This window comes from Parvibaculum sp., assembly GCF_002684405.1.
Classification (GTDB): Bacteria; Pseudomonadota; Alphaproteobacteria; order Parvibaculales; family Parvibaculaceae; genus Parvibaculum.
The window spans coordinates 13648-33641 of record NZ_NYVD01000119.1; the positions used below are offsets into that span (position 1 = coordinate 13648).

General features: G+C 63.6%; 20 protein-coding genes and 1 riboswitch. Of the genes, 9 read left to right on the forward strand and 11 right to left on the reverse strand.

Annotated features, from left to right (window positions below; all coding sequences use genetic code 11):
• From CMI59_RS11245 to CMI59_RS11265, 5 genes are all read left to right on the forward strand, one after another.
• A complete protein-coding gene (locus CMI59_RS11245) occupies positions 1-774 on the forward strand; it encodes a F0F1 ATP synthase subunit A (protein WP_293328349.1) in 774 nt (257 codons plus the stop codon).
• Positions 775-899: 125 nt separating this feature from the next.
• Positions 900-1124 (forward strand): F0F1 ATP synthase subunit C, encoded by a 225-nt coding sequence (locus CMI59_RS11250; RefSeq protein WP_167093783.1) that lies wholly within the window; start codon positions 900-902, stop codon positions 1122-1124.
• A 92-nt stretch (positions 1125-1216) separates the two neighbouring features.
• Complete coding sequence (locus tag CMI59_RS11255) at positions 1217-1810, forward strand: F0F1 ATP synthase subunit B (RefSeq protein ID WP_293328350.1); 594 nt, start codon at positions 1217-1219, stop codon at positions 1808-1810.
• An 11-nt stretch (positions 1811-1821) separates the two neighbouring features.
• Positions 1822-2307 (forward strand): F0F1 ATP synthase subunit B, encoded by a 486-nt coding sequence (locus CMI59_RS11260; RefSeq protein ID WP_339614088.1) that lies wholly within the window; start codon positions 1822-1824, stop codon positions 2305-2307.
• Positions 2308-2453: 146 nt separating this feature from the next.
• Positions 2454-3254 (forward strand): dienelactone hydrolase family protein, encoded by an 801-nt coding sequence (locus CMI59_RS11265; protein ID WP_293328351.1) that lies wholly within the window; start codon positions 2454-2456, stop codon positions 3252-3254.
• Positions 3255-3268: 14 nt separating this feature from the next.
• On the opposite strand, the gene CMI59_RS11270 is transcribed toward CMI59_RS11265, so the two are convergent.
• The 7 genes from CMI59_RS11270 to CMI59_RS11300 all read right to left on the reverse strand — a co-directional run bounded on the left by CMI59_RS11270 (position 3269) and on the right by CMI59_RS11300 (position 10907).
• The gene (locus CMI59_RS11270) at positions 3269-3823 is read right to left on the reverse strand and encodes a nucleotidyltransferase family protein (RefSeq protein WP_293328352.1); all 555 of its coding nucleotides are present in this window, start codon (positions 3821-3823) and stop codon (positions 3269-3271) included.
• A complete protein-coding gene (locus CMI59_RS11275) occupies positions 3823-5055 on the reverse strand; it encodes a serine hydrolase (RefSeq protein ID WP_293328353.1) in 1233 nt (410 codons plus the stop codon). The genes CMI59_RS11270 and CMI59_RS11275 overlap by 1 nt, the downstream gene beginning before the upstream one ends.
• Positions 5056-5173: 118 nt before the next feature.
• Positions 5174-6745 carry an aminomethyl-transferring glycine dehydrogenase subunit GcvPB gene (gene gcvPB / locus CMI59_RS11280; protein ID WP_293328367.1) on the reverse strand — a complete coding sequence of 524 codons (1572 nt, stop codon included), beginning with the start codon at positions 6743-6745 and terminating at the stop codon, positions 5174-5176.
• An 8-nt stretch (positions 6746-6753) separates the two neighbouring features.
• Complete coding sequence (gene gcvPA, locus CMI59_RS11285) at positions 6754-8112, reverse strand: aminomethyl-transferring glycine dehydrogenase subunit GcvPA (RefSeq protein WP_293328354.1); 1359 nt, start codon at positions 8110-8112, stop codon at positions 6754-6756.
• 59 nt (positions 8113-8171) lie between these two features.
• Positions 8172-8549 (reverse strand): glycine cleavage system protein GcvH, encoded by a 378-nt coding sequence (gene gcvH, locus CMI59_RS11290; protein WP_293328355.1) that lies wholly within the window; start codon positions 8547-8549, stop codon positions 8172-8174.
• Positions 8550-8616: 67 nt separating this feature from the next.
• Positions 8617-9774 carry a glycine cleavage system aminomethyltransferase GcvT gene (gene gcvT / locus CMI59_RS11295; protein ID WP_293328356.1) on the reverse strand — a complete coding sequence of 386 codons (1158 nt, stop codon included), beginning with the start codon at positions 9772-9774 and terminating at the stop codon, positions 8617-8619.
• A 210-nt stretch (positions 9775-9984) separates the two neighbouring features.
• A riboswitch (glycine riboswitch) is annotated at positions 9985-10083 on the reverse strand.
• A gap of 200 nt (positions 10084-10283) precedes the next feature.
• Positions 10284-10907, reverse strand: a complete 624-nt coding sequence (locus CMI59_RS11300) for a hypothetical protein (protein ID WP_293328357.1) — start codon at positions 10905-10907, stop codon at positions 10284-10286.
• A 339-nt stretch (positions 10908-11246) separates the two neighbouring features.
• Between CMI59_RS11300 and ispH the strand changes: the two genes are divergently transcribed.
• From ispH to rnhA, 3 genes are read left to right on the forward strand one after another with little or no spacing between them, the layout of a single operon-like run.
• On the forward strand, positions 11247-12206 hold the full coding sequence (ispH, locus tag CMI59_RS11305) for a 4-hydroxy-3-methylbut-2-enyl diphosphate reductase (RefSeq protein ID WP_293328358.1): 960 nt from the start codon (positions 11247-11249) through the stop codon (positions 12204-12206).
• Between the two features lie 11 nt (positions 12207-12217).
• Positions 12218-13183 carry a homoserine kinase gene (gene thrB, locus CMI59_RS11310; protein WP_293328359.1) on the forward strand — a complete coding sequence of 322 codons (966 nt, stop codon included), beginning with the start codon at positions 12218-12220 and terminating at the stop codon, positions 13181-13183.
• 7 nt (positions 13184-13190) lie between these two features.
• Positions 13191-13631 (forward strand): ribonuclease HI, encoded by a 441-nt coding sequence (rnhA, locus tag CMI59_RS11315; protein ID WP_293328360.1) that lies wholly within the window; start codon positions 13191-13193, stop codon positions 13629-13631.
• A gap of 112 nt (positions 13632-13743) precedes the next feature.
• Here the strand turns inward: rnhA and CMI59_RS11320 are convergent, their stop codons facing one another.
• A complete protein-coding gene (locus CMI59_RS11320) occupies positions 13744-14229 on the reverse strand; it encodes a peroxiredoxin (protein ID WP_293328361.1) in 486 nt (161 codons plus the stop codon).
• Positions 14230-14239: 10 nt separating this feature from the next.
• Positions 14240-15319: a protein-disulfide reductase DsbD domain-containing protein gene (locus CMI59_RS11325; RefSeq protein WP_293328362.1), complete on the reverse strand. Its 1080-nt coding sequence runs from the start codon at positions 15317-15319 to the stop codon at positions 14240-14242.
• Positions 15320-15517: 198 nt separating this feature from the next.
• Here CMI59_RS11325 and CMI59_RS11330 point away from each other — a divergent pair, with 198 nt between their 5' ends.
• The gene (locus tag CMI59_RS11330) at positions 15518-16129 is read left to right on the forward strand and encodes a YqgE/AlgH family protein (protein WP_293328363.1); all 612 of its coding nucleotides are present in this window, start codon (positions 15518-15520) and stop codon (positions 16127-16129) included.
• Between the two features lie 4 nt (positions 16130-16133).
• Here the strand turns inward: CMI59_RS11330 and CMI59_RS11335 are convergent, their stop codons facing one another.
• Together CMI59_RS11335 and CMI59_RS11340 are read right to left on the reverse strand one after the other, a co-directional pair.
• Positions 16134-19154, reverse strand: coding sequence for an EAL domain-containing protein (locus tag CMI59_RS11335; protein WP_293328364.1), 3021 nt, complete (start codon positions 19152-19154; stop codon positions 16134-16136).
• A 94-nt stretch (positions 19155-19248) separates the two neighbouring features.
• Complete coding sequence (locus CMI59_RS11340) at positions 19249-19836, reverse strand: GNAT family protein (protein WP_293328365.1); 588 nt, start codon at positions 19834-19836, stop codon at positions 19249-19251.
• Positions 19837-19994: the final 158 nt, after the last annotated feature.

Genomic DNA, 19994 nt, shown 5'->3' on the forward strand with positions numbered 1-19994 from the left:
GTGGCAGCTGAATCCGGGTCTGGTTTCCCCGTCGATCCTCTTCACCAGTTCGTGGTGAACAAGATTTTCCCGCTGGAGATCGGCGGCATCGATGCCTCCTTCACCAATTCCAGCCTCTGGATGATCGTCGTTCTGGGCTTCGTTACCGCCTTTACCGTGATCGGCATGAGCCGGCGCTCCATGGTGCCCGGCCGGCTGCAATCCTCGGTCGAGATCTTCTACGAATTCATCGCCAACATGGTGCGCGACAATGCGGGCCATGATGCGCAGCGTTTCTTCCCGTTCGTCTTCACGCTCTTCATGTTCGTGTTCACCGCGAACATCATCGGCCTGTTCCCCTACGCCTTCACGGTGACGAGCCACATCATCGTCACCTTCGCGCTGGCGATCATGGTCTTCCTGGGCGTCACGGTGACGGGTCTCATCCTGCACGGGCCGAAATTCTTCGGCCTCTTCGTGCCGTCGGGCGTGCCGGTCTACATGCTGATCCTGGTGACGCCGATCGAGATCATTTCCTACATCTCGCGTCCGATCAGCCACTCCGTTCGTCTTTTCGCGAACATGCTGGCCGGTCACATCACGCTGAAGGTGTTCGCGGGCTTCGTGATTTCCTTTCTGGGCGCGGGCGCGGTCGGCTGGGCCGGCGCCGTGCTGCCCTTCGGCATGATCGTGGCGCTCACGGCGCTCGAATTGCTGGTCGCGGCGCTGCAAGCCTATGTGTTCGCGGTTCTTACCTGCATGTATCTGGGCGATGCGCTGCATCCGGGTCACTGATCCCGCGCGCTTCGCCTGTTAAATCATTGCGGCCCCATAAGGGGCCGCGCGTTTGAAAAACAAGAAATTTGTCGGGTCACTCCGGCCCGTCAGAGTTCCAGTTAACCCCGAAGGAGCAGAAGGTTATGGAAGCAGAAGCAGCAAAGTACATCGGCGCCGGTATCGCGTGCCTCGGCATGGGCGGCGCGGGCATTGGCCTCGGCGCGATTTTCGGCAACTACCTGGCGGGCGCGCTGCGCAACCCGTCGGCGGCTCAGGGCCAGTTCGGTAACCTGATCTTCGGCTTCGCCGTGACGGAAGCGCTGGGCATCTTCTCGCTGCTCGTCGCGCTGATCCTGCTGTTCGCGTAATCCCTCAGATCTTTTTCTCGGGGATTTAACGACTGGCTGGCCGCCTTTCCGGATTCGTCCGGAGGCGGCCACTGCCCGGTTAGGAGATACAAATGGCCACTGAGACGGCGCATCAGATCGTCGCCCAAAATGAACATGCCAACCCGACCGCCCACACGATGGAAGGTCAGGAAGCGGCTCATGGCGGCGCTCACGAGACCGGCTTCCCGCCATTCAATCCGGACTCGTTTTCGTCGCAGCTCATCTGGCTGGCGATCAGCTTCGGCATCCTCTATCTGCTGATGTCGCGCGTCGCCCTGCCCAAGATCGCGACCGTTCTGGAAGAGCGTCACGACCGTATCGCCGACGACCTCGATCAGGCGGAACAGTTCCGCTCGCAGACCGAGGAAGCGATCGCCGCTTACGAAAAGGCGCTCGGCGAGGCCCGCGACGAAGCCCACAAGATCGCCCAGGCGACGCGTGACGAGCTTCAGGCCGAAACGGACCGCCAGCGTCAGGAAGTCGAAGGCGAACTCGCCGTGAAGATCGCCGACGCCGAATCGCGCATCAAATCGACCAAGGAAGCGGCCATGGCCAATGTCCGCGAGATCGCCGCCGATGTCGCCGGCAGCGTGGTGACGCAGGTTCTTGGCGAAAATGCCGACGCGGCCGCTCTCGAGCGCGCCGTCGACGCGGAAATCAAATAGGGAGAACGTCCATGCTCATGCAAGGTGAATTCTGGGTTCTCCTCGGTCTGATCGTTTTCATCGGCATCATCATCTATATGCGTGTGCCGGCCATGCTGACCAAGTCGCTCGACGAGCGCGGCGCCGGCATCGCCAAGGAACTCGACGAGGCGCGCCGCCTTCGCGAGGAAGCCCAGCAGGTGCTGGCCTCCTATCAGCGCAAGCAGCGCGAAGCGATGAAGGAAGCCGAAGACATCGTTGCCCAGGCCAAGGTGGAAGCCGAAGCCATGGCGAAGGAAACCCGCGAAAACCTCAACGCGCAGGTCGAGCGCCGCACCCAGATGGCGGAGCAGAAGATCGCGCAGGCCGAGGTTCAGGCGATGAACGAAGTTCGCGCCGTGGCCGCCGATGTCGCCATCGAGGCCGCCCGCCGGCTGATCGCGGAAAAGGTCGACACCTCCAAGGATGCCGAGATCATCGAAAAGTCGATCGCGGATCTCACGACCAAGCTGCACTGACGGCACCGACATACAGACATCGGAAACCCCGCCCTCGGAAACGAGCGGCGGGGTTTCTCTTTGGTGCCCTCCCACCCCTCCCCTCATGCCTTCCATCCCCCGACGCGACGGGGCAGGATAGGACTTCACATCGGGGAGAGGGGCACATGCTGTCCGACTATCAGAAGACCGAGTTCACCCATGAGGGCGTAACCAAACCCGTCTATGCGCGGGGGATGGGCCCCGCCGTCATCGTCATGCATGAAATTCCCGGCATCACGCCGGAAGTCGTCCGCTTCGCCGATTGGGTCGTCGATGCGGGATTTCGCGTCTATATGCCGGAGCTTCTGGGCGAGGCGGGCCGACCCGTTTCGCGCAGCTATGTGCTCCGCTCCATGGCCAAGCTCTGCATCAGCCGGGAGTTTCATATTCTCGCCTCGCACAGTTCGAGCCCGGTCACCGACTGGCTGCGCGCGCTTGCCCGCCACGCGCATGAGGAAGCCGGCGGCAAGGGTGTCGGCGCGATCGGCATGTGTTTTTCCGGCAATTTCGCCCTTTCCATGATGATGGAACCCTCGCTGATGGCACCGGTGCTGTCGCAACCCTCCATGCCCTTCCCGCTCGGCGCGGCACGAAAGGCGGCGCTGCATGTCTCGCCGCAGGAATGGCAATGCGTGAAGGATCGCTGCGCGCCCATCGAGGAAGGCGGACGGGGCGACAAAATCCTGGGCCTGCGCTTCAAGGGCGACCGGCTGAGCCCGCCGCAGAAGTTCGAGACGCTGCGCCGCGAACTCGGCGATGCGTTCGAGGGCATCGAACTCGACGACAGCACCGCCAATCCGGACTCCATCGCGCCCCAGCCGCACAGCGTGGTGACGAACGACCTCATCGACCGCGACGGCGAACCGACAAAGGAAGCGGCCAGGCGCGTGATCTCGTTCTTTCAGGAGCGGCTTCTCTCCGCCTGACACCATACCAGGTGTCATCCCTCCACCAACCGCACTTCCGGCCACTTCTCTTTCCACCTCGCCGCCTTGCGCGCCAGTTCGTCCGCATCGAAATTCGCAACCGGGTTGGGACGGATCACCATATCTTCAACGTCGCCGAATCCCTTTGGCGCGTAGATCTCGCCGCTTGCGGAAATCCCCACCATGCAGGCCGGCGCGAGGAAGCGGTCGATACCCTCCGTCGACCGGGCAAGCGGCGGATAGGGCCTGCCGAATTTCTCCTCATACCAGAGATGCACGCGCGCCTGATTGCGGATTTCGACCTCCGCGCCGAGATCGGCGAACATCTCCTGCCCGCGCCTGATCGCACGGTCCTCCGCCTCCCATGACGTATCGGGATCGAAATAGAAGATGTCGTAATCCTTGATGCCATAGCCCGGCACACGGCCCGTCAGCGCGTTCCACACGGTCTGGAAGAGGCTCCCCGACACGAGCCAGCTATCGGCAAGCCCCAATTCGGGCAGCGCGGCGAGGATCGCGCGGTTCGCCGCATTGGTCAGCGCCAGTTCGGTGAAACGCGCCTCGTCCATCACTCCCTCTCCGACAGCTTCCGTGTGATCGCCTCGAACAGCGCGATGGTCTCGTCCTCGCGGAAGCTCGTCTCGTCATTGGTCTGGCCATACTCGCTATTGGCCGATGTCTTGACGATGACGAGATCATGCGCCGGATCGACATAGATGAACTGGTTGTAAATGCCGACCGCCGCATAAGGACCCTCCGCCTTGCGCGGCAGCCACCACAGATAGCCATAGCCCCACACCGTGTCGGAAATATCCTGCTTGCCGGGCATGAGCTGCGGCGCATCCGGCGTATGCGATGCCGTCACCCAGTCCGCCGGCACGATCTGCTCGCCGTTCCATTTGCCGCCGTTCAGATAGAGAAGACCGAAACGGGCATAGTCGCGCAGGGTAACGTTCACCCCGCCGGCGGCGAGCTCCATGCCGGTATCGTCCAGCACCCAATAGCCGTCATGCTCGGCGCCGATCTTCGACCAGATCTTTTCTTCCAGATATTCGCTCGGGCCTTCGCCTGTCGCGCGCAGCAGCACAAGGCCCAGCATCTGCGCATCGAGGCTGTTATAGAGGTTCACCTTGCCCGGCTCGGTCGCGCGGCCCAGCGTCTTGGCGAAATTCACCATGGAACTGCCAAAGGCGAGCGCCCGGCCGAATCGCGAAATGTCGGAGTCCGGATCGCTGTAATCCTCGTTCCAGGCGACGCCCGACGACATTTCCAGCGCATTGCGGATCGTCACCCCGTCATAGCTCGTGCCTTTCAGCTCCGGCGCATATGTGACGAGCTGGTCGTTCACGCTCGCGATCTTGCCCTCCTCGATGGCAATGCCGATCAGCGCGGAAATGAAGGATTTGCCGACGGACCATGAAATCCAGCGCGTGTCCCGCGTGTTGCCACGCCAGTAGTTTTCATAAGTTACCCGGCCATTCTTCACGACCAGAAGGCCGGTCGTGTCGGTGTCGTCGAGGAAACCCTGCGTATCGCGGCTCTCGCCGTCATAGGCATAGGTCACGGGCAGGTCGATCTCATCGCCCTTGGGAAGATCGGAGACGGGCCCCTGACGATGGAACACCCGGACCGGGAAATAGGCATCCATATTCCGGAAGCGCTGGACCTGCTCCTGACCTGAGAACATGCTGGCGACGAAGCGCGCCCGCTGGATGTCCGGCCATTTCCACACGCCGACCGCCGCAGCTGCCGCCACAACCGCGACGCCTGCGCCTATGGCGATCTTCCATCCCGTCTTCATACCGTCCCCCCGGTTTTTCGTTTCTTGCGGACTTCAGTCTAAACAAAAACCGCCGGCACAGAGCCGGCGGTTTTCATGTCGAGTGCCGTTTTATCCGGCGGCTTTTTCCGCCGTCGCCTCAGTCGGCGGCTTGCGCCGGCATTTCGGGCTGCCAGCGCAGGATGGGCTTTCTCGCCGCCGCCGTTTCGTCCAACCGGCCGCGCGGGGCGAAATGCGGGGCGCCGGTGAAGCGCTCCTTGTCGTTCGAGCCGGTCGCCGCCACCAGATCGCGCAGCGTGGCGATGAAGAGGTCGATGCCCTGCTTCGACTCCGTTTCCGTCGGCTCGATCAGGAGCGCGCCATGCACGACCAGCGGGAAATACATGGTCATGGGATGGTAGCCCTCGTCGATCATCGCCTTGGCGAAGTCGAGCGTTTCGACGCCCGTGCCCTTCAGGAAGCGGTCGTCGAACAGCGCCTCATGCATGCACGGGCCCTCATAGGATGCGCTCATCACATCCTTGAGCGAGGCCAGCACGTAATTGGCGTTGAGCACGGAATCTTCCGCCACCTGACGAAGCCCGTCTGAGCCATGGCTCATCATATAGGCGAGCGCGCGGACGAACATGCCCATCTGGCCGTGGAAGGCCGTCATGCGGCCGAACGGCGTGGTGCCGTCGGCTTTCGCCTCGTCTTCGGTTTCGATGAGGTCGTAAACGCCGTCCTTCTGCACCACGTAAGGCAGCGGCACGAAGGGGGCGAGCGCCTCGGAGAAGACCACGGGGCCTGCGCCCGGTCCGCCGCCGCCATGCGGCGTGGAGAAGGTCTTGTGCAGGTTGATATGCATCGCATCGACGCCGAGATCGCCGGGGCGCACGCGGCCCACGATCGCGTTGAAGTTCGCGCCGTCGCAATAGAAATAGGCACCCGCCTCATGCACGGCCTTGGCGATCTCGATGATGTCGCGCTCGAACAACCCGCATGTGTTCGGGTTGGTCAGCATGATCGCGGCAACATCCGGCCCGAGCTTTTCGCGCAGCGCTTCGAGATCGACGCGACCATTGCCGTCGCCATTGATCGTGTCGACCTTGTAGCCGAGCAGCGCGGCGGTGGCCGGGTTCGTGCCATGCGCCGATTCCGGCACCAGCACGCGGCGGCGCTGTTCGCCCTCGCCCTTCGCCTCGATGGCGGCACGAATGGCCATCATGCCGCACAGCTCGCCATGCGCGCCCGCCTTGGGCGACATGGCGACGGCAGGAAGGCCCGTCAGCGTCTTCAGCCAATGCGCGAGCGTATCGATGAGTTCCATCGCGCCCTGCACCGTCTGTTCCGGCTGCAGCGGATGCACATCGCCGAAGCCCGGCAGCCGCGCCATCTTTTCGTTGATGCGCGGATTGTGCTTCATCGTGCAGGAGCCCAGCGGATAGAGCCCGGCATCGATGGAATAATTCTTCGACGACAGCCGCACGAAATGGCGCACCACTTCCGGCTCCGACAGACCCGGCAGGCCGATGCGGTCCTTGCGCTCCAACTTGCCGAGCTTCGGCTGGTAGCCTTCCGGCTCGTCGAAATCGACGCCGCATGCACCGGGCGTGTCGCGTTCGAAGATCAGCGGCTCTTCGAGTTCGAGCCCCTTGTTCCCCGTGAAGGTCGTGCGTTCCGCACCGGCGCCGCTTTCCGCGAAACTTGTCGGACGGCCCTGCTTGTTCATTCCGGACATTAGAGCACCTCCTTCATCGTCTCGGCGAGCGCTTGTGCATAGGCGTCGCGATCCGCATCGGTGTTGATTTCGGTCGAGGCGACGACCAGCAGTTTTTCAACCGATGGATCGCCATGAATGAGGCGCGAGGCGGGTACGCCGCCCAGCACGCCCTTGTCGGCCAGCGCATCGACCACCTTTTTGGCGGGGGCCTGAAGCCTCAGCGTGAACTCGTTGAAGAACGCCTCGTTCAGCACGTCCACGCCGTCGATGGCGTCGAGCTTTTCGGCGAGCTTCACCGCATTCGCATGGTTGATGCGCGCCAGCCGCGTATAGCCCTCTTCGCCCAGAAGCGAGAGATGGATGGTGAAGGCCAGGCAGCACAGGCCCGAATTCGTGCAGATGTTCGAGGTCGCCTTCTCGCGGCGGATATGCTGCTCGCGGGTGGAGAGCGTCAGCACGAAGCCGCGCTTGCCGTCGCTGTCCAGTGTCTCGCCGCAAAGCCGGCCCGGCATCTGGCGCAGATATTTCTGTTTCGTCGCGAAGAGGCCGACATAGGGCCCGCCGAAATTGAGGCCATTGCCCAGAGACTGCCCCTCGCCCACCACAATGTCGGCGCCCATATCGCCGGGCGGCGTCACGAGGCCGAGCGAGACGATTTCCGGCACCACCGCGACGAGCAGCGCGCCCTTGGCGTGGGCGGCTTCGGCAATCGGCGTCAGATCCGCCAGCTCGCCGAAGAAGCCCGGCGTCTGCACGACGACGCAGCTCGTTTCATCGGTAATGCGCGAGATGATGTCTTCCGCCGCGCCGGGCATCACGGGCGGCATGGTTTCCAGCGCGAAGTCGGCGAACTCCGCCAGGTTGTGCACCACCCCCGCATATTGCGGATGCAGCGTCCCGGAGAGCACGGCCTTCTTGCGCTTGGTCACGCGGTTGGCCATCAGCACCGCCTCGCCGCAGGCCGTCGAGCCGTCATACATGGAGGCGTTGGCCACTTCCATGCCGGTCAGCATCGCGACCTGGGTCTGGAATTCGAAGAGATATTGCAGCGTGCCTTGCGTCACTTCCGGCTGGTAGGGCGTGTAGGAGGTGAGGAACTCGGAACGCTGGATCAGGTGATCCACCGAGGCGGGCACATGATGGCGATAGGCGCCCGCGCCCACGAAGAAGGGCACGTCTCCCGCAGCGACGTTTTTCGCCGCCATTTTGGAAAGGGCGCGTTCGACTTCCAGTTCGCCTTGCCGTTTCGGCAGGTCCACCAGCCCGTCGCGGCGCGCCGCTTCCGGCACGTCGCGGAACAGCTCATCGACGCTTTTCGCGCCGATGACGCCCAGCATCTCCTGTCGGTCGGTATCTGTCAGCGGAAGGTAACGCATAACTTGATGCCCTTTAATTTGCACTACTGCCCTTGTCGGGACGTGGACTGAACGACGCCTCAGTCAAGCCCGTCGCAGAATTCCTTGTAGGCCGCTTCGTCCATCAGCTTGTCGAGTTCCGAGGTGTCGGAAAGCTTCAGCTTCACGAACCAGCCATTGCCCATCGCGTCTTCATTGACGCCGCCGGGCTCGTCTTCCAGTGCGCCGTTCACTTCGACGACTTCGCCGGAGACGGGTGCATAGACTTCGCTCGCAGCCTTCACCGATTCCACCACCGCGGCTTCGTCGCCCGCGGCCAGTGTCTTGCCGGTTTCCGGCAGCTCGACGAACACCACGTCGCCAAGCTGTTCCTGCGCATAGTTGGAAATGCCGATGGTGGCCACGTCGCCTTCGACGCGAACCCATTCATGCTGGTCGGTAAAACGAATATCGCTCATGGGATCCCCTGATTATCCTCTTGCTTCGCGAGCGCCGACCCTGCAGTGCCGGCAATCGTCCGTGAACTTACTTTCCGCGGTAGAACCGCTTTTCGACGAACGGCATCTTCGCCACGCGGGCGGGCCGCGCCTTGCCGCGCACCACAAGCTGCAACGGCGTGCCGTCCTTGGCGAAATCGGTTTCCACATAACCCATCGCAATCGGGCCGCCCACGCTGGGGCCGTAGCCGCCGCTGGTAACGACGCCGATCTTGTTGCCGTCCATATCGGTGATGTCGGTGCCCTCGCGCGCGGGCGCCTTGCCCTCGGGCAGGATGCCGATGCGCTTGCGCGACACGCCGTTTGTAATCTGGCCAAGCACGATTTCCGCGCCGGGAAATTCGTCTTCCGCGCGGCGGCGTTTGGAAATCGTCCAGGTCAGCGCGCCCTCGATGGGCGTCGTGTCCTCGTCGAGGTCGTGGCCGTAGAGGCAGAGCCCGGCTTCCAGGCGCAGCGAGTCGCGCGCGCCAAGGCCGATGGGCTTCACCCGCTCATCCGACAGGAGCTTGCGCGTCAGCGCTTCGACCTTGTCGGCGGGCACGGAAATTTCAAAGCCGTCCTCGCCGGTATAGCCCGACCGGCTGACGAGGCAGGCCGCGCCGTCGATATCGGTTTCGTTCACCGTCATGAACGCCTGATCGGCGGTTTGCGGCGCCAGCTCCGCCATGGCGGCGGCCGCTTTCGGGCCCTGAAGGGCGATGAGAGCACGGTCGGCCAGCACGCTCAGCGTCACGCCGGCGGGCATGTTCGCCGCGATATGCGCGAAATCGGCGTCCTTGCAGGCCGCGTTGACGACGAGGAAGAGCTTGCCGTCATTTTCCGCGCCGGCCATGCGGGTGATCATCAGGTCGTCGCGAATGCCGCCCTTCTCGTTCAGCAGCAGTGTGTAGCGCGTCGAGCCGGGTTCCAGCACCAGCACGTCGCCCGGCACCAGCTTTTCCATGGCGCGCGCGACCGTCTCGTGATCGGGACCGGTCAGAAAGGCCTGCCCCATATGCGACACGTCGAACAGCCCCGCGGCCTGGCGCGTATGCAGATGCTCGGTCAGCACCCCGTCCTTGTACTGGACAGGCATGTCGTAGCCGGCAAAGGGCACCATCTTGGCGCCCAGTTCCACATGGAGCTCATGGAGCGGGGTGTTCTTCAGGGGCGCCTCAGCGCCGGTATCGGCTATTGCTTCCGACATATTCAGGGCTCCGTCTCTCCGTTTCGCGTCCACCACCCTTACGGGCTCTCGTGGAATCGGGGTGGCAGCACGCCTGCACTCGCGTGCCTGGCAGCGCCCCACTCTGTCGCGGAACCTGAGAGATTTCGCGGTGCCCGCCTTCAAAGGTGGCCGCCGCTTACGCCCTTCGGTGAGACAGGCCGCTTATGGCCTGTCTGCTTTCCAGAGTTTCATCCTTCTGCGGTCCTCGTTGCCTGAGAGTTTCCGGGGCGGTTGCTCCTTCGGCGCCGAGGGTAAAAACACACCCTCGAACTCTCCCGCAGAGATCATCTGTATGTAGGGGGATATTTGTCCGAAATCGCCCGGGAGTCAATCCGAGAACTCGAAAAATGCATAAGTTTCAGTGGGTTAGTGAGGAAATAACGATATAAAAATACCTTTATTTCAATGACTTAGCGATATTTCCCGAGGCCATGAAAAAAGCCCCGGCGAGACCGGAGCTTTTTCGCTTTTAACGGTTATCCCGCGACTCACCGGATGGGAACCGGCGCGACCCGGCGATTATATGCCAGCTGGTCCTGGGAAAGCTGAAAACCGACAAGGATGTAATAGATCCGTCCATCGGCGCCCTTGCCATAGGGCACCACATTGCCTTCCAGCATCTTGGTGAAGCGCACCTTGGTCTCGCCGGGGGCGAAGGTGACGGGCAGCGTCATCGTCTGCTTCTTCACCAGCTTGCCGAAGCGGCGCGTCACCGCCATGAAAACCGGCAGGTTCTGCGTCCGCGAGGTCGCGCCCGGGCCAAGCTCGGCCACGCCGTCAAAGGCGATGTCGAAGGTGATGGTGGAGTCGGAGAGATTGTATTCGCACTGGGTCACCACCTTGTTCAGTTCGGCCCGCACCGCCACATCGGTGATGTCCTGGCCGCTGCCGTTGAAGGCGGTGATGCGGTCGGCCTGGTCCAGCACGCCGACATTCGGGCAGGGATAGGCGGCGGTGCCGCCCTCTTGCGTGCTGCCGCCAAAGCCCAGCATGCTGCCGATGCCGGAGGTCGCGTACCCGTCATCGTCGGTGCTGCAGCCGGCGACGAGAAGCGTGACGGACAGGGCGGCTGCAAGTGCGGCCGTGCGGCGCAAGACGTTGGAAAACGGCATGAGGTCCTTACCCGAGTTGGTATTGAGTGAAATCCCGATTGAGCGTCGGCCTTGTTCCGGGGCGGAACGAAAGCCATATCCCTGACGATGCAGGCTCGAGCGGCAAGGCGTAAGCCCCGGGCGCGGCCTTTCTTGACTTTGGCTGCCCGCCCCCCTCTATTACCGCGAACAAGGCCTTTCGCCCTTGCTTTTCAGTGGCTTGGGGAGGCCCGACGGGGTGCTTGAGGCCGAGGGCCGCAGCGCCGAAACTCTATCGGGTTGCTCGCGCCATCACAAGCAATTGCGCGCGGAAAGCACCTGCAATGAAGCGCCCGTATTTCTGCCGATCGGACGGACGAGATGAACGCCAAACCCGAGCTTACCCTGCTTCTGGCAAGCCCGCGCGGCTTCTGCGCCGGGGTGGATCGCGCCATCCAGATCGTCGAACTGGCGCTGACGAAATTCGGTCCCCCCGTCTATGTCCGCCATGAGATCGTGCATAACCGCTATGTGGTGGAATCACTCGAGGCCAAGGGCGCCGTCTTCGTGGAAGAGCTGAGCGAAGTGCCCGAAGGGGCGAAGGTCATCTTCTCCGCCCATGGCGTGCCGAAATCGGTCCCGGCGGAAGCGCAGTCGCGCGAGCTCTTCTATCTGGACGCCACCTGCCCGCTCGTCTCCAAGGTCCATGTGGAAGCGGAACGCCATCACAATGCCGGATTACAGGTTCTGCTGATCGGCCATGCGGGCCACCCGGAAGTGATCGGCACGATGGGCCAGTTGCCGGACGGCGCCGTCACGCTCATCGAGACGGTCGCGGATGCCGAGGCCATTGCGCCCGCCGACCCGTCGAAGCTTGCCTATATCACCCAGACCACGCTGTCGGTGGACGACACTTCGGCCATCGTCGCCGCGCTGCGCCGCCGCTTCCCCGACATTACGGGGCCGCACAAGGAAGACATCTGCTACGCGACCACCAACCGGCAGGACGCGGTGAAGGAGATCGCGCCGCGTTCGGATGCGCTGCTCGTCATCGGCGCGCCCAATTCGTCGAACTCCATGCGCCTCGTGGAAGTCGCCGAGCGGGTGGGCTGCCCTTACGCGGCGCTGGTGCAGCGCGCGGAGGATATCGACTGGGCCGCGCTCCGGCCCGTCCTGAAGGATGGCGGCACGATCGGCCTGACGGCGGGCGCCAGCGCGCCGGAAGTGCTGGTCGAAGAAGTGATCGACGCCTTTCGCGAGCATTATGACGTCAAGGTCGAGACGGCTCTCATTCGCGACGAAGCGGTGCAGTTCAAGCTGCCGCGCGTCCTGGCAGAATAGGCGGCGCGCGGATGGCGGTTTACACGGAAGTCGGCGACGAGGAGCTGCGCGCCTTTCTGAAGGACTACGAGATCGGCGACGTGCTCTCGCTCAAGGGCATTGCGGAAGGCGTGGAGAATTCCAACTTCCTGCTCCATACCGACAAGGGCAGCTACATCCTGACGCTCTATGAAAAGCGCGTGGCGGAGAAAGACCTGCCCTTCTTTCTCGGCCTGATGAACCATCTCTCATCGAACGGTCTTCGCTGCCCCACGCCCATTGCCAACCGCGAGGGGCGTATGCAGGGAGAGCTGGCCGGCCGTCCCGCCGCCATCATCAGTTTTCTCGAAGGCATCTCGGTCAAGCGGCCGCTGGCGCGCCATTGTATGGAAGTGGGCGCGGCGCTGGCGCGGCTTCATCTGGCAGGCGCCGATTTCAAACTAACGCGCAGGAATTCGCTCAGCGTCGACGGCTGGCGGCCGCTTTTCGACTCCTGTCGCGAAGGCATTGCGGCCTTCTCGGGCGGCCTCGACACCGAGATCGAGGCGGAACTCGATGCGCTGGAAAAGGGCTGGCCGAAGGATCTGCCGCATGGCGTCATTCATGCCGATCTCTTTCCCGACAATGTCTTCTTTATCGGCGACAAGCTGTCCGGGCTGATCGACTTCTATTTCGCCTGCAACGATAGCTTCGCCTACGACCTCGCCATCTGCCTCAATGCCTGGTGCTTCGAGGCCGACGGGTCGTTCAACGTCACCAAGGCGCGCGCCCTGTTGCAGGCCTATCGCCAGACGCGCCCGATGGAGAAGGAAGAAATCGAGGCGTTGCCGCTTCTCGCACAGGGCAGCGCCATGCGCTTCCTGCTGACGCGGCTTTACGACTGGATCAATCATCCGCCCGGCGCCTTCGTGCAGCCCAAGAACCCGACCGAATATCTGCGCCGCCTGCGCTTCCACCGCGATATCGGCTCGCCCGCGGCTTACGGAATCGACGTATAAGAGCGGCATGAAAGACAATATCGACATCTATACGGATGGCGCCTGCTCGGGAAATCCGGGACCGGGCGGCTGGGGCGCGCTGATGATCTGGCGCGACGAAGAAAAAGAACTCTGCGGCGGCGAAACCGCGACCACCAATAACCGCATGGAACTGATGGGCGCCATTCAGGCGCTGGAGGCGCTGAAGCGACCGTCAAAGGTGGCGCTGCATACCGACAGCACCTATGTGCGCGACGGCATCACCAAATGGATCCACAACTGGAAACGCAATGGCTGGAAGACCGCCGCCAAGAAGCCGGTGAAGAATGCCGAGCTGTGGCAGCGCCTCGAAGCCGCGCTTGAGCGCCATGAGGTGGAGTTCCACTGGGTGAAAGGCCATTCCGGCCACCCCGAAAACGAGCGCGCCGACGAACTCGCGCGTCAGGGCATGGCGCCCTATCAGGGGTAGTCCCTTCACCGTCATGGCCCGGCTTGTCCGGGCCATCCACGTCTTTTCTTTACCGCCAAGACGTGGATGCCCCGCATAAAGCGGGGCATGACGTCTCAACAGAAAAGCTCTCCTAGACCTCAGCGAGCAGATGCTCCGCGCCGGAGACTTTCGCCTCGCCGGGGTTCGGCTCCTGGTTCAGCGATTTCACCACGCCGTCTTCCACCAGCATGGAATAGCGCAGGCTGCGCGTGCCCATGCCGAAGCCGGAGCCGTCGAAGTCGAGGCCCATCGCCTTGGTCAGGTCGCCATTGCCGTCGCCCAGCATGGTCACCTTGCCGTCCGCGCCCTGCTGCTGGCCCCAGGCCCCCATGACGAAGGCATCGTTCACCGACAGGCAGACGATCTCGTCCACGCCCTTCGCCTTGAATTCATCCGCCTTCTGAATGAATCCCGGCAGGTGCTGGTTGGAGCAGGTCGGCGTGAAGGCGCCGGGCAGCGCAAAAACCGCGACCTTGCGGCCCTTGAACAACTCGCTCGTCTTGATCGGGGCCGGGCCCTTGTCCGTGAGCTTCATCAGCGTCGCTTCGGGAATCTTGTCGCCAACCTTGATGGTCATGGTCGCCTCCTCATTGTCCGGCTTCAGCGCCGGGTTTCGGTTTCGTGGCGGCCTCGCCGCCGGGTACGGTAAACTCGGTTTCATACCCGCCCCGGCCGTCCGCGCGCGCCAGGGTGAGCGTCAATGTCTTGCCGTCGAGCGACTTGTCCTTGTCGATCCGGACCGGGACCGCATAGCGGATCGCCTTTGCGTCGCGCGTAACGTCGGGCACACCGAACCATGCATAATATGGCCCCTCCACCGCAAGCATGGGCGGGGCGTCCGGCGTTTCCTTCAATGTCACGTCCAGCGTGCCCTTGCCGTTTTCTGTTTTCAGCGCGGCGCTTACCCGTCCGGGAATTTTGGGGGCGAGCGGTACGCGCGCCAGCGCCGCGCGAATGTCCTGCGCATATTCCGTGTCGGACGCAGCCTTGAAACCTTCACCCGTTTTCTCTCCGCTTTTCCGGGCGCTTTTTCCGGCGGCAGGCACCGTCAGCTCCAGCGTCACATCATGCGGCACGCAAATCTGCGAACAGACGGCATAGAAAAGATCAAGATGCAGCGTGACCGGCTTTTCCGCCTCGCGCGGCATGACCAGCACCGGCCAGATGACGGTCGTGTCATAGCCATAGGTCACGTCGCCGGGATTGTCGAAGCGGCGCGGCGCGGGCCAGCGAACATGCGCATAATCGATATTGTCCGACTTCGACCAGCCGAACACCGGCGCGGAGCCGCTGTCGCCGGGTTTGCGCCAATAGGTATGCCAGCCCGGATCGATTTCCATTTCCACACCGGCAAGGAACGGCCGGTCGTCATGCGCGGTCTCGGCGAGAACGAGGCGCACCCGCGCACCCAGCTCCTCCGCCCAGGGCGTGACGGGCCGAAATGGGACAGCTTCGGTACTCGCCGTCTTTTCCGAAAGGGTCGGAGAGGCTGCGGCGGGCGCCGCGCAGGCCAGCGACAGCGCGCCTGCGCAGAGCGCGGTGCGGAACAGGCAATTCAGTTTGCCGGTCAGTTTACCGGTCAGCTTGCTGCGCTGTTTGCTCGTCGTTCCGCCGTTGCTCGGCAACATATCGAGGCCCTTTCCTTCGTCCGGCAGAGTGTCGCCCATAATCCGGATGGTTTTCCAGCCGAGTGTTTCCTCCGGCCCGAAAAACGGTTTAGGCTTATCTCATTCGGCGCGCCGGGCCTATACACATCTGTGTGACGGATGTGAAAGGAAAGAGGAGACCAGCCGGCCGGTGCGCGAAATTGTGCTGCAGGCGCATGCGCGTTACGGCAATCATGTGCCAGCCGGAAAGGGATCGCCATGAACCCGACTTTGCACGGATTGAGCTATCAGCCGGAAGAAGACGGCTATATGGAAGGCAAGATGCTGATCGCCATGCCCTCCATGGAAGACGAACGCTTCGAGCGGACGCTGATCTATATGTGCGTGCACAATCCGGAAGGCGCGATGGGCATTGTGGTCAACAAGCCCGCGCCGGACGTTACCTTTCCCGAACTCCTCACACAGCTATCGATCGACGTGCCGCCGCGCAGCATGACGCAGCCCATCGCCTGCCCCGTTCTCGTCGGCGGGCCGGTGGAGGTGGGACGCGGTTTCGTTCTGCATACGCAGGATTATTTTTCCGAGGAATCGACCCTGCCCGTCGATGCCGATGTCGGCCTCACGGCGAGTGTGGATATTCTGCGCGCCATGGCGGCGGGCGGCGGTCCCTCGCGCGCCCTGCTCGCGCTCGGCTATGCAGGCTGGGCGCCGGGCCAGCTCGATCAGGAAATCCAGGCCAATGGCTGGCTGCATTGCGAAGCCGATCCGGACCTGATCTTCGGGCTCGACCTCGACGCGAAATACACCAGCGCCCTCGGCAAGCTGGGCGTCGACATATCGCTCCTGTCGGGCGCCGCCGGTCACGCGTGAGGCGTCAGCCCCGGTTCCAGTAGCGCGCGATGAAGTCCAGCGCATCCGACGCGCGCATGGGCTGGCCGAAATAAAAGCCCTGCCCGTAGTCGCAGCCCATCGCGGCGAGGTCGGCGGCCTGATCCTCGCTTTCGGCCCCTTCCGCCACCACTTCCATGCCCAGATCATGCGCCAGCGTGACCATCGAGCGGATGATGAGCGGCGTGTCGCGGTCGGCGGACATCTGCGCCACGAAGGACCTGTCCACCTTCAGCGTGTCGAAGGGGAAACGCTGCAGATAGCTGAGGCTCGAATAGCCGGTGCCGAAATCGTCCATCGACAGCCCCGCGCCCAGCGCCTTGATGCGCGCGAGCACATTGGAGGCGTATTCGGGATTTTCCATCACCAGCGATTCGGTGACTTCCAGTTTCAGCGTCCCCGGCGCAATGTCGATCCGGTGCAGCACGCGCTTCACATCGTCGATGAGGTCGTGACGCAATAGCTGGCGGCTCGACACGTTGACGCTCGCAAAGAGCGGCCTTTCCATCGGGAAGAGTTTCTGCCAGGTCGCCAGTTCTTCCGATGCCGCGCGCAGCGCGAAGCGGCCGATCTCGTTGATGAGGCCGATCTCTTCGGCCAGCGGCACGAATTCCGCCGGGCTCATCAGCCCGTCCTTGGGGTGGTTCCAGCGGATCAGCGCCTCGAAACCCGCCACCCGTCCGTCGGCGAGCGACATGATGGGCTGGTAGTAGATTTCGAGTTCCTTGCGCTCCACCGCCCGGCGCAGATCCGCCTCGAGCTTCAGATGCGTGTCGGCTTCGGCGCGCATGCCGGGCTCGAAGAGTTCCACCTTGCCCTTGCCGCCGCGCTTGGCGCGGTACATGGCGATCTCGGCTTCGTTCAGCAGCTCTTCGGGGTTTTCATGCGCATCCTCGCAAATCGCGATGCCGACGGAGCAGCTCGGGAAGATTTCATGACCGGCCACGCTGATCGGCTGGCCGAGGAATTCGGAAAGCTGTTCGGCGAAGGTCTGCGCGTCCTCGCGTTCGGTGCGCGTGGTCAGCAGCACGGCATATTCGTCGCCGCCGAAGCGCGCCACCGTATCCTCATGCGTCACGAGGGATTCCAGCCGGCGGGCCAGCGCCACCAGCAGCGCATCGCCGCCGGAGGGACCGATCGAATCGTTCACCGTCTTGAAGCGGTCGAGGTCGATCACCAGAAGCGCCGCGCGCGGACGGTCGATGAGCCCGGTGCGCCGGATCGCGCGTTCCATGCGGTCCATGAAGAGCGCCCGGTTGGGCAGCCCCGTCAGCCCGTCATGCACGCTGTCATGCAGCATGCGTTCCTGCGCGTGTTTCGTCGCCGTCACGTCGCGCACCGTGCCGATGCAGCGCGTCGCATAGCCTTCCGGCCCCGCCACGCAGCTTGCCTGCAGGGCCAGCCAGCGGAACGATCCGTCTGAATGGCGCATCCGGAATTCGAGCGTGAAATGCACATTGCCGCGCCCGATATAGGCGTTCAGCGCATTGCGATAGGTCTCGCGGTCATTGGGGTGCATATGCGCGCGCCAGTCGAGTTCGTGGCCCGACAGCGACCCGGCTTCGAGCCCCAGCATGGTTTCGATGGCGGGCGAGACATAGAGCTTGTCGGCCATGATGTCCCAGTCCCACACGCCCATGCGCGCGCCCGTCAGCGCGAAGGCGTGGCGCTGCTCGCTGCGGAGCGACCCGATATCGGCGCGGCGCCGTCCCCCTTGCGCGTGATAGGCGGCGGCGAAGGCAAAGAGCGCCAGCGCGGAGGTAAAAATGCCGCCGCTCAGCGTCGTGCCGGTAAAGACGCCCGGCATCCAGCCCAGCGCATGAAGCACGGCCACCAGCGCGGCAAGGCCGAAGAGCGCCGTGCCCGGCACCAGAAGCTGCGCGGGCCGCACGCCTCTGAGCGCGGCCAGCACGATGAGCGGCGCGCCGCCGAACAGCGCCAGCGCCAGCATGAGCCGCACATAAAGCCCGCCCAACGCGGGCTCGAACAGCGCCAGCGGGATCGCCGCCAGCGCGGCATAGGTCGCGATCCGCGCCACCTGCGCCGCCCTGTCGAAATGCCGTCCGAGATCAAGGAAGAAGCGTTCCAGCGCAAAGAGCGTGGAGGCAAACAGCGCATAGGCCGCCACGCTTGCGACACCGGCCCAATAGGCGGAGAGCCCGAGGCCCGCTTCCATGAAGCCGAATTCGGTGAAGAGCAGCAGGAAGCCGGTTGCGAGCACCGCCGCCGTCGCCTGCGCGGCGGGCACGCGGGTCAGCACGGCGAGCGCGGAGAGATAGATGCCGAGCGCGGCCACCACGCCCAGCAGCAGGCCTTCCACCAGCGCCAGCGAACGCTTGAAACTCTGCCAGGCCTGCTCGTCCCACAGATAGACGCCGGAGGGCGATGGCATCTCGGCATGCATGGCCAGCGTCACGCTGGTGATGGGATCGACGGAAATGCGGAACACGCTGAAACCCGGCTGGTTCAGCGCGGCGTCGTCTTCCGGCATCTGGCCGCCCGCCACCTGCGCCTCGTCGACGCCTGCGGAAATGCGCGGCCAGAAAAGCCCCGCGACCCCTCTCGGACGGTCATCGGCCACGACGAGCCGCGAGACCTCATCTTCGCTGCGGTTTCTCAGCGCAATCGCGATCCATTCCCCGGTCGCCTCCGCGCTGCCGTCGGAAAGCAGGATGGAGCTGTTGCCGGTATCGGTTCCGTCTTCATTGTCTGCGGCCTCCGCTTCGGTCCCGCTCGCTTCATCTGTGGCGGATGCGTCGGCGGATACATCGGCTTCCCCCTCGCCCGTGGTCACGATATCGCCGGGGGCGGAGGGTTCTTCCAGCGTCAGCCTGTTGCCGGCCGCCTGATAGCGTTCCAGATAGGGGGTGATGTCCAGCACGGGGCGCAAATCGTCGATGGCGACGGCGTCGAGCGCATGGGCCTGCTGCGCCACAAGAACCGGCAGCAATAGCGGCGCCAGCAATATGGCCAGCGACGCCGCCGCGCCCGTTACGCGCCGGCGCATGCCCCTTCCCTGCCGCATCGGCTTCACCGTCCCCTCAGTTTTATGACTCACACGCACCCGCCCGACACATACCATCTTTTCACATCATTTCCGCTCAGGGGCGCGGGTCGTCTCGAAGCAGTGCGAAAACGACATGGTCGCGCCAGGCCCCGTCGATCCTGAGATAGCCCCGCGCATATCCCTCTTCCTGAAAACCGCATTTCCGCAGGACCGCCTTGGAGGGTTCGTTCTCCGGCAGGCAGGCCGCCTGCAGCCTGTGCAATTTCAGTTCCTCGAACACGTAAGGGATGAGCGTCCGCACCGCCGCGGTCGTATATCCCCTGCCCGCATGAGGTTCGCCCGCCCAATAGCCCAGCGAGCAGCATTGCTGCACCCCCCGCTGGACGCCCGAGATGGTCACGCCCCCGATCAGTTCGCCAGTCTGCTCGCGAAAGATGAAGAAGGGGTAGGCGCGGTCGTCGCGCACATCCTGCGCATAGCGGCGCAGGCGGCGGCGATAGGCATTGCGCGTCAGGTCGTCATGCGGCCAGGTCGGTTCCCAGGGTTTCAGGAAGTCCCGACTGCGCTCGCGCAGCGTCGACCATTGCGGATAGTCGTCGCTTTCCGGCCCGCGCAGATAGACCCCCTCGCCCGTGATCATGGGCGCGCTATCCGGCCGGGAAATGGATTTCAGAAATGCCATGATGCGACGATCCCCCCGCTCAAACCCCTCTCGGCGCCCGCTTCAGGCGCTGGATTCCCTTCAAGGGGTGAATCTTGCCGCTATATGGTCCCTGCTTTCAAGGCCGCCGCCTTTTCCGCCCAGCGGCCCCACCGCCGCCACGGCGGGCGCGCTGCGCC